Source organism: Neorhizobium populisoli, assembly GCF_019430945.1.
GTDB classification, from domain to species: Bacteria; Pseudomonadota; Alphaproteobacteria; order Rhizobiales; family Rhizobiaceae; genus Neorhizobium; species Neorhizobium populisoli.
Genome location: NZ_JAHYCB010000002.1, coordinates 192,500 through 206,969, shown reverse-complemented (window position 1 = coordinate 206,969; position 14,470 = coordinate 192,500). Strand labels below are relative to the sequence as shown.

7 protein-coding genes are annotated in these 14,470 nt (G+C 57.8%); 1 reads left to right on the top strand and 6 read right to left on the bottom strand.

Translation table 11 applies throughout. The annotated features are described in order from the left end of the window. Nucleotides 1–119: 119 nt before the first annotated feature. The gene (locus KX729_RS05195) at nt 120–1,280 is read right to left on the bottom strand and encodes a hypothetical protein (protein WP_312990547.1); all 1,161 of its coding nucleotides are present in this window, start codon (nt 1,278–1,280) and stop codon (nt 120–122) included. Nucleotides 1,281–1,587: 307 nt separating this feature from the next. Beyond that, a complete protein-coding gene (locus KX729_RS05190) occupies nt 1,588–2,766 on the bottom strand; it encodes a hypothetical protein (RefSeq protein ID WP_219741379.1) in 1,179 nt (392 codons plus the stop codon). A 309-nt stretch (nt 2,767–3,075) separates the two neighbouring features. On the opposite strand from KX729_RS05190, the gene KX729_RS05185 reads away from it, so the two are divergent. Continuing rightward, complete coding sequence (locus KX729_RS05185; RefSeq protein WP_219741378.1) at nt 3,076–4,011, top strand: HNH endonuclease; 936 nt, start codon at nt 3,076–3,078, stop codon at nt 4,009–4,011. Nucleotides 4,012–4,022: 11 nt separating this feature from the next. On the opposite strand, the gene KX729_RS05180 is transcribed toward KX729_RS05185, so the two are convergent. The 4 genes from KX729_RS05180 to KX729_RS05165 all read right to left on the bottom strand — a co-directional run bounded on the left by KX729_RS05180 (nt 4,023) and on the right by KX729_RS05165 (nt 13,904). Then, the gene (locus tag KX729_RS05180; RefSeq protein WP_219741377.1) at nt 4,023–5,807 is read right to left on the bottom strand and encodes a hypothetical protein; all 1,785 of its coding nucleotides are present in this window, start codon (nt 5,805–5,807) and stop codon (nt 4,023–4,025) included. Further along, the gene (locus KX729_RS05175; RefSeq protein ID WP_219741376.1) at nt 5,804–7,576 is read right to left on the bottom strand and encodes a hypothetical protein; all 1,773 of its coding nucleotides are present in this window, start codon (nt 7,574–7,576) and stop codon (nt 5,804–5,806) included. The genes KX729_RS05180 and KX729_RS05175 overlap by 4 nt, the downstream gene beginning before the upstream one ends. A 249-nt stretch (nt 7,577–7,825) precedes the next feature. Beyond that, nucleotides 7,826–11,923: a HigA family addiction module antitoxin gene (locus KX729_RS05170; protein WP_219741375.1), complete on the bottom strand. Its 4,098-nt coding sequence runs from the start codon at nt 11,921–11,923 to the stop codon at nt 7,826–7,828. A 166-nt stretch (nt 11,924–12,089) separates the two neighbouring features. Next, on the bottom strand, nt 12,090–13,904 hold the full coding sequence (locus KX729_RS05165; RefSeq protein ID WP_219741374.1) for a hypothetical protein: 1,815 nt from the start codon (nt 13,902–13,904) through the stop codon (nt 12,090–12,092). Nucleotides 13,905–14,470 lie beyond the last annotated feature (566 nt).

Sequence of the window (14,470 nt, the reverse complement as noted above, 5' to 3'; positions counted from 1 at the left end):
GATCTCCTCGCCGGTCCGGCTTCGTGGACGGCGTTTTCAGAGGATGATGGGAACGGGAGAGGCTGCCGCGGCGTCACGCGCCGCAGCTATGGCCTCATCCCAGCAACGGTGGGGTCGCCTCAGGCGTCGAGCAGGCGCCGCGCAAAGCCAATGCGGATGTGCTCCGGCGGCCAGGAGACGCTGTCGTCCGTCAGCGCTTCCGGATCATCGCGACCATCGTCGTCATCATCGAAGCTCGATCCTTCGCAGTCGCCGCAACGGCATCCGGCTCCGTGATCCTCGGTGTCGCCGGTGACGTCCTCGCAGACCATCACGCGTGGGATCGCCCGCAGCGTCCCAAACCGGCGCGCATGGAGCGACGTCGTGAAGGCAGCGGCGGCGAGCGGTGGGGTGGCCGTCAACATTGGCGTCTCCGGTAGACCAAGCGCAAGGCGAGCCTCAGCCTCGAGAAGCTGCTGCACGCGGCGCCCGAAGCGTAGGCGCAGTTCCGCCATGCAAGCCGCGGCGCCATCGATCTCCAGAAGATCGTCGATCTCCGAGAGCGCCCAGACACCCGCCGTATGATCGCTCGGACGGCTGGCGCCATCGATGATCGCGACACCGACCGTCTCGACCATTAGCCGCTTCTGCGTTTTGTAGAGCCAGTCCGGCAGCACCATGGCCGATGCCAGCATCTTGAGCTTCAGCTCTTCGAGCCGGCTGGTGTCGCCGTAGGACGCGAGCGAGCGCTTCAGGTCCAACACGAAGGCGGCGCGCTTGGCGCGGTTCACGATGATCAGGTCCGGCGTGTAGCTGCCTTTGGCCGGCGCCTCGCAGTCAAGCCGGACGCCTTCAAGCTGGCGCCAGTGATTGCCGGCAACCGCTTCAATGGCCGCCTTTACCAGCGGCAGCTTGATCGACTGCATCAGCACGAGGATATTCGGATTAGCCTTGGCTAGCCGCTCAACGGCCTGCTCCAGCAGCTTTCCCTCGCGGAAGGACACGGCGCGCACGAGCGAGGCGACATTGACGTAGTGGCCGAGGATTTCGTCCTCGACCGGCTCCCCATCAGCGATCACGGCGATGGCTCTGTCGATCAGCACGTCGAAGTCGGCCTCGACGTCCGGATAACGCACCAGATGCGGGTGGCGGCGCAGCGCCGGCGGTTCAGCCTGGAGAGCGAAGCGCTCGCCGAAGTGGCGGCGCGACGCCGAGCCGGCGGCAAAAGACATGCTGGAGGATGCCGCTGACGCGGCGCGCAGAACTTCCCCGGCTGGGGTCTTGGCAGTATGAATAGTCACAGCCCGATTCCTTCTTCAACAAGGCTTGAGGGTCAGGCCCTTGTCGGTGTTCCAGCACCGGCTTGGGCCGCTTGCTCCATCTCGTGGAGCCACCCAGTCCTGACAGGACCCGGACCGGATCTCAAGCACCCTGGAAGCGAAGAATGAGAACAGATCCTGAACGCGGTTAACGGCGGGCTCACGTCCGAATTCGAATCCCGCACGATGGTGAACGAACGAGCAGTAAATCGCGGTGAGTTTGCCATGAGCACATCCGCACGCGAATAGCCGGAATCAAGAAAGGGGCTCGAAAGCCCCTTTCTTATGTTCAGTCCGCCGACGCCTCGGCGGGTTTGCGCGTGAGCGCCTTTGGCTTCCTTAGTCCAGGCAGCCCTTCGGTCGAACCGAAAGAAAGGACGTTGGAACCGGCGGTCTCAGATGCTCCACCCCTCCGGGTGAACATCGCCGGCGGTACGTAGTCCTCGAGCGTTTCATCCTCGTCCTCGGACGCATCGAGCCTCGGCGCGTCAACCCGCACGACGCCACCCAGCGCCTCCAACCCACGGCGCATGACCTGGTCGGGTGAGTTCGAGGCAACAGCGGCCTCGAGCGGCCACTCAGGCTGCTTCGCTCTCGAGGTTGCCCAATCGAGGAGCGGCAGCAGCTCCTGGCTTAGCCACAGTTCGAGTTCCTTGGCCTCAGGCCAAGCTTCGCGATCGCCCACGTCATCGAGCGTCTCGAACACTCTGTGCCAGCGGCTTCCGGGGGCAAGCTCAGTCGCGGAGAGCTTACGGACGTCGATGTCGCCTGGCGCATCGAGAAGTAGGACGTTGCCCAGGCTGCGCTTGGCAAGTCGGCCCAAGGGCTCAAGCACTGGAACGAGTGCTTTCTTCTGAAGACGCTTGCCCCGAGGTTTGCGTTCGAGAATGTCCTCGACAGTCGTGGCAAGTATTGCCGCATTCTCAACGAAAGCGGCAAGACCGCTTTTCGTCTTGAGGTCGATCAGCGCCCGCAGCCCGGACAGACCGCCGACGTCGGGAAGCTCCGTTGCGGTGACCTCTTCGGAGACTGCTTCGGAACCGTCCGTCAGCAGAGCTTTCACCTCACTGACGCGAATGCCGTCGTTCTCCTTTGCAAAGGCCAGGGCAGCCTCAACTTTTTCGTCCGGCGCGGACGCCAGATGAAAAAGAACCGTGGGGCTGACGGCCAGCTCGACCGCACGCGTACGGTACGGAGCGAGATTGCGAGCAACAGCCCGATAGTTGCGCGCGGTCTTCGAGGAGATGTCGCATCGCTGCGATACCCATTTCTCGAAAGTACCCGGCTCAACGAGTGTGGACGCCTGCTCCAGCAGGTCGCCCAGCTCGAACGCCTGCTCCGTGGAGCGGCGTCCCAAAGCCTGAATGTTGGAGGCTGTCGTTTCCAACGCTCTCTTGCTCTGCGCGCCGATGTTGAGCGCGTCGTAGTCAAAGCGGCCGGATGCCGCTTCGTTCGTTTTCTTCGTCATGTCAAAGATCCTTGCGTGTTGCAAAAGCATCAACTGCACCTGCGCAATTGATATGTAAATTATCCCTTGAATTCGCAAGTAACTCAAGGCGCACCAAAAGTTGCATATCCAGTTTTTACTTCGCGATTTGAAAATATTTCGTGATATTATACTTGTTTTATTTCATTTTTGGCGCATAAAAATTTTTCTTACTTCGAATCGGCCAAAGTAAAAAAACACAACCACAGGGCGCGCTACCTTGCGCGCCCGTGCATGTTTTCGCAGACCCGCCGAACTGGTAACACCTAGACAGTTCATAGAGGTACCACGATGTCAAAAGCGGTCCTGACGACAAAAGTCAATCCGACCTACGACGATCTTCCGGAGCAGCGCTACCACTTCCCGCGCACCTATCTGCGTCAGATCGAGGCTGCGCGGGGAGACTGGATCGTCTACTACGAGCCACGACGGCCGAGCGGCCATCTGATGAAAACGGGCGGCAAGCAGGCATATTTCGCGACAGCCAGGATCACCAACATCATCGGAGATTCGTCGAAGGCCGACCACTTCTATGCGCTGATTGACGACTTCCTTCCCTTCAATCATGCCGTACCCTTCAAGGACGGGGACCACTATTATGAGGACGGCCTGCGCAAGGAGGACGGCTCTACGAACAAGGGCGCCTTCGGGCGCGCTGTTCGCAACATCTCAGATGAAGAATATGACCTGATCCTCGCCGCTGGTTTCGCACATGTACTGGGCAAGCGGGATCGGGAACGCCCTGCGCCTGATCCGGCTGAGGAGGCGCGCCTCGGCTTTTGCGACAATCCACAGATGCCCTTCGAGATCGACAGCATCGACCGACGGATCGTGTCCCAAGTCCTGCAGCGTCCCTTCCGGGACCGGGCGTTTTCCGTGGCGATCAAGTCAGCCTACCAAGATACCTGCTCCGTCACCGGCCTGAAGCTGATCAATGGCGGCGGGCGCTCGGAAGTGCAGGCCGCCCATATTCGTCCGGTCGCAGATTGCGGGCCGGATAGTGTTCGTAACGGCCTCGCGTTGTCCGGAACCGTGCACTGGATGTTCGATCGCGGCCTGATCTCCGTCGATGACGACTACACCCTTTTGATTGCGGGTGGCGCCGTTCCTGATACCATCACGCGGCTCATCAATCCGGAGCGACGCCTGCTTGTGCCGGCTCGCGCGGACGATCGGCCGCATTCGCAGTTTCTGCAGTACCACCGCGAGAAGGTGTTCAAGGGGTGACGTGGCGGAAATTATTTCCGGCGAGATGGCTGCGCCCGTGGCTGACGTTTCCTTTTCGTCCTTTGGGCGGGCACCGTTTCTATCAATCCGTTGTTTGCGCGCAATTGCTTCATGAGCCCCATCCATAGGTCAGGCGGCAATGGCAGGCGATAGTGACGGCATGCCAGCGCAAGGATCGGCCAATGACCAAGCCGAATAGCAGAAAGCTGGAGGAAGGGCTCGGACGGCGAACACTCGGCTTCAAGAATGCGCATCAGCTCGGCGCCGTCCTCTGTGATCGGCAGCCCGCCGAGCGAAGCACCGTGCTGCGTGTCGCCGACATAAATGCGATCCTCTGTATCCGCATCCGCGATCCAGAACTGAGCGTTACAATGGCTCATGAATTTCGTCGTAAATTGCGCCAGATGCGCCGCGCTCCTCGCGCCGCCAAGAGACGCAGCCCAAAGAGCGAGGAGCGGGATTAGGGTGCTCCCTTTGGTCTGCGCTTGCCTAAATTCGTCGGTACGCTCGTGCGGATGACCGATGATAGTGCGATAGTCGCTGTGGATTGTAGGATATCGATTGTGTGTCCGATAAGCCAAGGTGATCCGCTCTATCACCGCCTCCGCGTAGTTGCATGCCGCCTGGTTCCATTGTTCCAGCATCGACAGAAAAAGCAGAGTCACGCCCACATCAACGACCTGCTCATCTGTGATCGGGCTTAGGAGGATGGGATTGTTGCGGATCAGCAGAACAGTCTGCTGGGCCAGCTCGGTGGCTTCCGGCAACTCCCAGTCCGAACGGACCTCAGGCAGAAGCGCCGCCCCCGACTTGGACCAGAGGTGCCAGAGGCCTCGCATAGCCACTCGGCCCAGGTTCTCAAACAGCTTTAGATTGACGTCGCCGGACGCCGCCGAATTGACGGCAACCGATATAGCATGTTGCTTATCAACGAACGGCAGAATCTTCTCGCCGATCAAAGCATCCCAGATCGTGAAATGCAGATCGGCCAGGTCAGCATAGGCGATCCCGACCTCATCGCTTGCCTTGCCCGTCTGGGCGATATCTTCATGGACGAGCTGCCAGGCATGCAGAAGCGCACGCTCGCTTGCCCGGTAAGGTGCTTCGATGTTTCGCGTGTCGCGCGCCCAGACGAAGAAAACCCATAGACAGATCGAGAGCTGGCGCAAAATCGTGGTGCGCTGCTTGGAGGTCGTTCCGATGGTCGCGCAGATGCCGCGGATGAGTGCGGCGAAATGAGTAAATGCCACCTCTGGCTCGTCGACCATCGCGACTGCTTTCTGGAAATGCGTACGCAGCTCCGGGCGGACGAGTTGCTCGCGCAGCACGCCGTCGACGAGGAGGCCAGCCAGGTAGTCACCGTTCCACTCATCGAAGGACAGACCCTTGCGCGTCAGCCCATTGGTGAAATTCGTCATATTGTCGCGGACCGCTTCCTGCACATCACCGCCAAAGCAGAGGCAGATTACCACATCATACTTGCGATAGGTGTTGGCAACACGCGTCGGAATATAGACGTCGATAATCTCGTTAATCGAGCTGCGTAGCGCCTGCGGAGTGCCGTCCCAGTCGGCCCGAGTTAGATCCCCTTGCTTCAGCGAAAACAAGTAAAGTTTGCGCTTGCCTCCGCTGTCCGGCGGGCTGAGGGCTGCGACGTCAACACCATACTGCCGCGTGCCGATCGAAGGCCGCGAAATCACCGTATAGCCTAGCTCGCTCAGCAGGTCGGGTAGCACCGCGTCTAGTTCACGGCGTTCGCGTAACGATGCAAGGTACTGGCGGAAAATCAGCTTCATTGCGGGCGGACTTCCCCTCGGAAGCGAAGCAGCATCATCTGCAGTCCCATCGGATCGACGATTTCGACCCGTGGCATCTCGAAGGAATGGCTGATGCTCTTCATGGCGGTTTCGATCCGCCGCCGCTCGTCCGTATGGTCCCCGAACCAAGATACCGAGCGGGTTCCGTACAGTATGAGTGATTCCGTCGCGATCTGGGCGAAGATCGATTTCTTCTTGGCCGCCTGCCAGGCTTCGGCCATGCTATCCGAATGCCGCTGCCATTCTAGCTGTCGTTCGCGCTCTGATGGATGGAGTTCCGGCACCTTCCCTATCGAGCTAAGGCCTTCGAGATAGGCCTGCTGCCCCTCGAGCGCCCGCTGCACGGCCGCTTGCGCCGGATCGCTGCCATCTTCCGAAATCGGCTTGAGATAGTCGTCCGTGATTTTAGCATAGTTGATGAGAATGGGATCGACGAGCAGATCGACGATCTCCTCTGTGGCTTCGACCGGCGCAGTGCGCAACAGCGACACGAGCAGCGACGTCATGATGCTCTGTTTCAGGAAGAAGGTGGCGATCGCCTTGCGTGCCAAATAAGCATAATCAGCATCCGTGAGCGAAAACCGCGCAAAGTCGATCCGGAAGATGAATTCGTCTGACCCGGCACCGAACAGCGCGTCGTTCATCGCGCGGCAGAGTTCATAATCTCCATCCAGCAGCCAAGCGACAACCCAGTCGTCCAAAACCTGCTCGCCGGCGTCGCGCAGCGTGTAGCTGAGTGAATCGAGCTGCTCGAATTCGATCCGGTCCTCCTCGCGGCGCAGGACGTGGTCGAGATAGCGACGAGCGCGGTCGGCGTTACCTTTCTGCACCAGCTTCGTCAGGGCCAGATCAAGCATCTCGACCGTCCCTTTGTTAGAAGCATTGATGGCCAGCAAGGCCTCGAGCAGGACATCGATCAACTCTTCCGGCAGATGTTCGAGATCGAAGGCAAGCGTGCGCGCCGCCGTATCAAGCGAATAGTCGCCATACTGCTCCATCGCTGCGACCGTCAGTCCGGTCAATTCGTTCCGTCGACCAGGTGGAGCGTCCTTCAAAAGCCGCGCCACGGCAGTGATCAACGGCGAACGAATTGCGTCGTCGGCACTCACAAGGTCCGAAAACGCCGCAATAAGGCGATTCCACTCTCTATCATTTTGGCATGCGATCTGGCCAAGCGCATTGATCGCGGCCTGCTTCTCGGTCTCGCTCCCGCTCGTGAGAAATCCATAGGCCCGATCGAGGAAATAGGGCCGGTTAACAGCTACGCCTTGCTTGATCGCAATGGTCAGAAAGCGATCTGCGTGCGGAACCTTGCGATCAATAAGGCCCAGCAGTTCAGTCGGCCGCGACCGTTCTGATCCACACCATTTCGAGAATTCCTCGACCGGCATGCCGGCGGCCATGTCCTGCCCCGCGGCTTCAATGAGAGTCTGGACAACATTCAGAAGCGTTTCGGCGGGTGCTTGAAGACGGCTGATCAATGCGCGGTAGACGTGCTGGCCGCGCCAGAAGATCTGGCCCTGAAACGCCTGGATGGAGTCGCGGGTCACCAGGCCAAGAAGATCGATCTCGCCGCTATTATGAAGATCGCTGAGCGTCTCGATCGTCGGATCACTGTCATCGAGACAGCGCCGTCCATAATCGTAGAAGATCGCATGCAGCAACGAGCCGTTGGCAGCATGAGCAAGAATTTCGGCGCGGACGGTATCGCTTGCAGCCTCAGCAGGCATCCGGTCATTGTCGGCCATGTGATGTGCTCGCGGACTTTCCCTGACCATTGATATGAGTTCCTGCCCCCAGACCCTCAACGTGAAACGTATATTCAAGGGGCGGTGCAGTAAAGGAAGTCTCGGATTTGTCCGTGAACACCTGCGTCTTGTCTGAAGCAAGCCATAGGCGGCCATACCCCTCATGAAGTGAGAGCGGTAGCGGCCTTTCGCAGACCTCAGGTCCGCCCAATTATGATGGGTGTCTGGCAAGGTCAGCTAGTATATCAGTCAGTGACGCAGACGTCGACGGATACCCGCTTCATTGTCTTCCCGGTCAGCTTCCTGCTGGTAGGTGTTCACCATGCCCATCAGCAATGTTGACGACACGAAAGGGTGGCTGAACTGGATTGCCTCGGCCCATTTACTGTATTTCTCCGCCAGCTCGCGTTCTTGACCGCCACCTTCGCCGCGCCAATGAACGCCGCGTGCGTTGTAAAGACCTGTGTGCGCCCCACGAGATATCTCCTCGGACTGCAGCTCTTCCATAACATCGCGAACAGGCTCGCACGGCCAGTTTCCGTCAGCATCGGCAGGGGCGCTTGAAAATAGCTTGCCAAGGCAGATGTCACAGACTGCCAATCGGTCTAGTTCAACCGCAAGCTTGCGAACCTCGCTCACCCACCTTGCTAGGTTCTCCTTTTTTAGGAAGCCCATCTTGTCGTAACCCGGTATTCGTTCGATGCCTTCAAGGAGTCGATACCCCCTCATCGCCAAGTCTTTTCGCCCCTCTGGAGTGCGGAATTTCTCCGGGTCTTCCTGACCGTCGTTCCGGCGATAGGCCCAGACTAGCGCCTGCACATACATTTCCGGGTGCGTCTCAATGTATCGCTCAAGGTTCGGGATGTGCTGTGTTTCGTTACCGAAGGCGCGGGACAAGACCTCGATATACGCGAACTCCAGTCCTGCCTTTTCCTCGAGCGTCACATCGGCATTGCGATCAAGCAGCGAGAACGCTTTTTTGATGTCGTACTCCTGTAGCTGATACTCGCCCGACTTGTCCTTGCCATCCTGGGCTATGCCGGACAGCATCCGGTAGAGGAGTGACGGGCTGATTGCTTCAAGCTTAAAGTGGACCGCAGCGAAAGCAGCGCGCGGCCTTTCAGCTTTCAGCATGCGCTCGACCGCTTTGTTGTTCTCCCCTTCAGGCTCGAAAATCCACTCCGGATTTACGGCCTGCCAGTAGCCCTCCTGTCCGGTTTCAGAAAGCGTATCGACAATTTCCCACGTTCCCGAATTGAAAGGTGATAGCAGCAAGAGCCTGAGCATGTCGTCCTCCGATAGCGACGACATGACCGTTGCAAAGAAGACGGCCCGGTCATCGATCGTCATGGCGCGCAACGCACCGAAAATCAGGTTCCTCCTCTCTGCCGATAAACCGTTCGATCCCGGCTGGAGCGCCTCCACGATCAACTTGTGCTTCTCGTCGCCGCCGAGGACGCTGCGGATAAGATGCCATCCGATTTGACTTTGCGCTTTCCCCTGATCCGCAAGCGCGAATATCCCATCCATACCTTGCTGGGTAAAAACGTCCGTCAAGGCAGCTACTCGAAGCTGTTCGACGCGCTCCTCGCGTTTGCGGAAATCCAGCTCATCATCATCCAGTTCATCGGCAGACTCCTCGACCCACGACTGGCTGAAAAGCCATTCATACCTGTTGGCTAGGTCGGTCGGCTCCATGGTGGCGTAGACAGCCTTTGCCGTCTTGGTCAAAGTCGCGAAATTCTCATCTTTGGCTCTCCTGCGCCCACGGCGCGACAAAACGGTGACCCGAATTTTTTCGCGCACCTTCGCAATGTCCGGATCGGACGCGCTCCCCTTCCATGCTTCAATGTTCTTCCAGACACGCTCCTGATCCTTATCCGCAAGACCATGCAGCCGTTCGACGAGGTCGCACAGCATATCTGCCGAATAGGTCGGACGGGAAAGCGACACCTCGACCATCTCGCGAACGAACGCGTGAATGGGTGACATGAACTTGAACGGCTCACCAAAACCGTAGCCGTCAGGACGCCATTTTGGCTTGTGGCTGTAATCGCCTACGCTATTGCCGTAATGGCCGAACTGGTCGACGCAGACTTTCCAACCGACCGACGGAAACTTCTCCAAAAGTAACGTGATCGCTTTCAGGCGCTGATTGTGGTCGGCCGCGGTCTGGGGCATCCATGCGCGAAAGATTGCTTCCAACGACGCGATCGGCTTGTTCCCATGGTTGTCGTTGATTTCAACGCAGGCCAGTCGGCCAAGGATTAGCACCGCGCGCGCCAGTGTAGCGGGGTTCCAAGCCAAGCCTTCCAATGCCCACAACAGCCCGACGCGCGAGCAATGGAATCCGAACAGCCCCGCCTCGACCGGCTTGAGGATCGATATTGACGCCGGTTGTTCCGTCTTCAGGTCACGCTCGAAAATCTTCAGGAACGTGTCAGGAGCAGCTTCTGCATACAACGGCATGTCACGTTCGTTGGCTTCTATTTTCCGCTTCGAAAGCGGCTCCAGCAGCTCCGTCACAAGCCTTGACGCGGCAACTTCGCCGTCGAAGCCGAGGCGCGTCTTGAAGAGGTGATTGCCATGAACGGCCAGCAACACCAACGTCTCCGAAATACCCTCGCGCAGCGCCGACGAAAACTCACGCTGCTTTCCATGCGACGCCGCCGCCCAACGCTCTTTTTCAGGTAGATCAAGCGCCGGATCGTCCTCACTCAATACCACCTTGGCCAAGTCGAGGTACCGCTTAAGGTCGGCCAGGGTGATCACCTTGGCGATCGCAAATAGCGCATCGATTTTTGAAATAACCCCGCGATAGCCACCGATGGACCACATCGGGGCATCATTGAGTGCCAGCAGTTCCAGAATGCGGCGTTCCAGTTCTTCGTAAGGTAAGTCGCCTGCCACCAAACTTAGGGCAATCTGGTCTGACTCGTTGTCGGCATTCCATGCACCGACGAGCATCAGCGGCACCAAAGAAGACGCGATCTTGTTGTCTGCAGCCCACTCCGGCGTTCGGATGGCTTCGACATTGGAGAGCTGGCGCCGAAGGACCGTTAACGAACGGCCGGACGCATTTGCATGTTTCGTAATGTCGTCGCGGTCATACCCCATCGCCTCCAGACCCACCTGGAATGGCTCGTAGCCAAGCGGCTCAAGGATGACGTGGGGTTCTGAATTCGTGGCGTTGCGCGGATAAAGGACGATCGATCGAAGTGCATTGGAATATGGCCCCAGCTCGCGCTCCACGTCGCGTGAATGAATGACTGCGACGAAGTCCTTCGACCCCTGCGCCAGTTTGGGTAAGACACCCACCTGGTCAAACACTAGCGCGCGATCACGAGCCTCGGTAAACTCGGGATCGGAGAACAACTGACTTAAAAAGCCCAACGCCTCCTCCACGGAGTCGCCGGCAATAACCATTGGCTCCGACGCAGGCTGATCGAGAAAGCTCTTAAATTTGTCCCGTGCGATACTGATCGCAGTTTTGAACAGACTGCCGTCCAACGGAGGTTTTGCGACATTGGCCCAATCGCTCCAACATTTGTCGAGTGACCGGACACCTTGCGATGGGCGTTCCGTTTCGTTGGCAAACCATGCCTGGCCAGCAAGCGACTGCTCCATCCATTGCTCAAGGTCGCTTGCGTCGTACGCCCGGACATCCTTCCACTGCTTTTTGGCCTTCATATCGGCGATCCATTTCGCTTTCCCCGGCCACCTGCGTGGCGTGACGAAAACGAACGTGATCTGATCGCGCTCAGCTTTTCGCTTGTAGGCCTTCACGCTCTTGGCGAAGTCGCCGTCGGCCTTGGACTTCGGGTCTTCGTTGACGCCGAACTCCCAACCCGCGGCTCCAGCCGGGATCCACGGCGTTCCATCCTTCGCTTCCGTCCAACCGTCCCAGCCGGCGCGCTCCGCATCGTCGTTGCCGGGGAAGTCGACCTTTTCGAGCCTGCCCCCCGTGGAATTCACCAACGTTCTCAGAAACACCGATAGTCGAGATCTTGCTGGAATGTTGTGATCGACCCAATCGGTGACATCGTTGGCCTTGAAGCTCAGGAACGGGGGCACATATGCCTTAGCGCTTGTTGGTGCCGGCTTCGTTTTCGTCCCGTGCGCATCAAAGGCGGCTTGCATCTCTAAGAGAGTCGCGGCAGGCATACCAAATGCCGTCTCGATCCGCGCCGCCATCTCGGGAGTGGTCGAAACCTTCCCGTTCAAGAAATTCGATACACCAGGACGGCTGATGCCGATTAGTTTCGCCGCGTCGGTGACGCTGATCTTGCGGGGGATCAGATAGGTCGTTCGGACATATTGACCCGGATGGATCGGCTCACTGGCCATGGTGCTAACCCTTCAAATGATTAGCCGCGTATGCCATAATGTAATGTGTAATGCAACACATTACATTTAGTCCCTTAGTGACGATCAAAAGGTTTTCGCATGACTTAAGAAACGCTAGGGCCCGAAAAGTCGCGTAGTAATAATTCAACAATTAGGCGGTTGACTGTCAGGGCCGGCATACGATCGAACCCGTCGCACCAACCTCAGTACACGCTGAGAAGAACGACTGCAGCAGCCAGTAAAGCTGAACGAATGATGGCGGCGGTGGCTGCCCGGTCTGAATTTCGGCGAACGCTTGTTCCACTGCCTGCTTGCTGAGCGACGAAGTAACGATCGTCGCGCGGCGTAGCGCTTCAGGAGCGTTCCTCGCCCTTGCCACAGCATTCAGAAGGTCTGGCGCGTTCGAGCGTATAGTTCGCGGGATCTGAGTCGCGTGCCCCGGCGCATTATAAGTATTGCCCCATCCCAACACCTTTGCTGCCATCCGCTCTTCGGGAAACGACATATTCGCCAGGTTTTTGATCGCTTGGCTCACGGCTATGTGGAAGGGACCAGCCCCCAACGACAGGTCGCCGTGCTTGGCATGGTAGAAGCTCACCTGCGTAACGCCATCGTTCTCACGTATTCCGATGAAATCCGCCCACTCGTCGCCAAGGTCATCACAGATGAGGATCTCGTCAGCGGCGGCAATGTGATCGACTATCGCCCCAAAAGACGACGTAGCTTCAAACGAAACTTGTGCGGCGGCGAAGTTACCTTTTTCGCTTGTCACGCCAGAGAGCGCATCGTTCGGATGCAGGTAGCGTAGAAACGCAGTGCCACCGCCCTGCATCCCCTCGTCACGGAATACTTGACCATTGATGTAGGCAAGTTGAAAATCGTCGAACAGAACAATCAAGGCATCGGTTTCATCTAGGTATCGTTGAAGGGATCGTCGCTCCGGGTCTTCACCGAGCGGCATGCTTAGACTTTCCACCTCGACATCTGCGGCTGGTGATAGCGATAGTGACCTAAGGGAAATCCGACTCTTATTCAGGCTGATCAACGCTGATTCAATGTTGGTGCCTGAAACCCGTGCCTCACGAACGCGAGCATCACCGACGATGTCCAGCGGTACGTCAAGTTGAGCGATCAGCGCGTTCAATTCAGCGGTGGTTAGCTCGACGGGATTGTCTCCAGCATGTATGAGCCGGACCGTTGCCTCCGCGCCGGTCACGGCATCAACAAGCGCGCTCGTGTCGATGGCCATTGTGATCGGTTCGGATGAGTTAAGGGCGTCGGGTAGCGATACCGGTCTTGCAAAGGATCTAATGAATGAAGAGACATCTACAGGATCAAGACGAACTGCATCAAGGACATCTTCGGCGAAATCGATCAACTCATCGAGCCCCACTCGGTCCGACCGCACGGCGATCCGCCCTGTGTTAGGCGTGGCCGTGCTGTGCGTACCGTTCACCGTAACTGTGTAGGTCTGCAGCGCATATCTGCGACTGCCTGCTGGTCCGACTACAGTCGCCAGATTTGGCGCTTCCAGCGTTTTGTTGCGCATCGCAAACTGCGAGACTGACATATTCCGCATACGCATGCGCTGGAATACGGCGTCACCTTTGGCGATCGCACCCTCCACGCGCTCCACGGGAACAGGTGAAAAGTGTGCGGTTTTAAAGGATGTCGGCAGGCTTATACGTGACGCAAAAACAGCGGCGTGGCTCTGATACTCGACAAGTAGCAGATAGCCGCATAGGGTTTCTCTGACATCCGTCGTCGAGACCAAGAACGATGGCGGCGCCTGATAGGTGAAACAGATCGCGGACCAGCGCGCGGTCCCTTGGACTTTGCGAGTGTGTTTGAAGATATTGTGAGCAGAGACATCGTAGTTCGCTCGAAGCGTCACGAAAAGCGCCTCTACGGCCTTCGCTGATATCCTCTTTTTGACAACGAAGAACGAGGCAGCTTTCGCTACCGCTAAATCATCGATCACTTGCGCCCCTCCCAAGCTCCTTGGTTAAACCAAATACTCCAAAGTAAACCTAGTCAACCTACCTTGCTCGGATTCAGACTTTCCGCGATTTGGGCGTCCTTAGAGTAATAGCTGCACTTACAGGTACCTTGATGACTAAGAATATTCTCAATCAAGGTGGTGGCTTCTGGCTCTTGCCATGATCGTTCATTGTCGGCACTACCGCTTGCCCTTATGAAATGGCACAGGGCAATCTGCCGGCTTGAATGGGACGCAGATCTGTCGAGCGCATTTTCGCTGTAGCAAGGTCCGGATAGCGGAAATTATTGCCGCTCGGCCCTTTGGTTGACTGATGCCCAAAGCCAGGGCACAAAGGTGGCATCCATGGTCGCTCGCGATGGGAAAACAGAGGGAATTTCAAGGTCTTTCCACTAAGCCATTGAAATCATGTGAGAATCCAAGGTCCCCAGGCAAGTCGTTTTTGGCCGATTTTTCGATCCAAATTAGCGACTATCTCCTGCGTTAAAAAGTGGCGTCTTCTCAATAAGTTGAGCCATCCCAGCCCCAGTTCCTTGGGCCATCCGTCC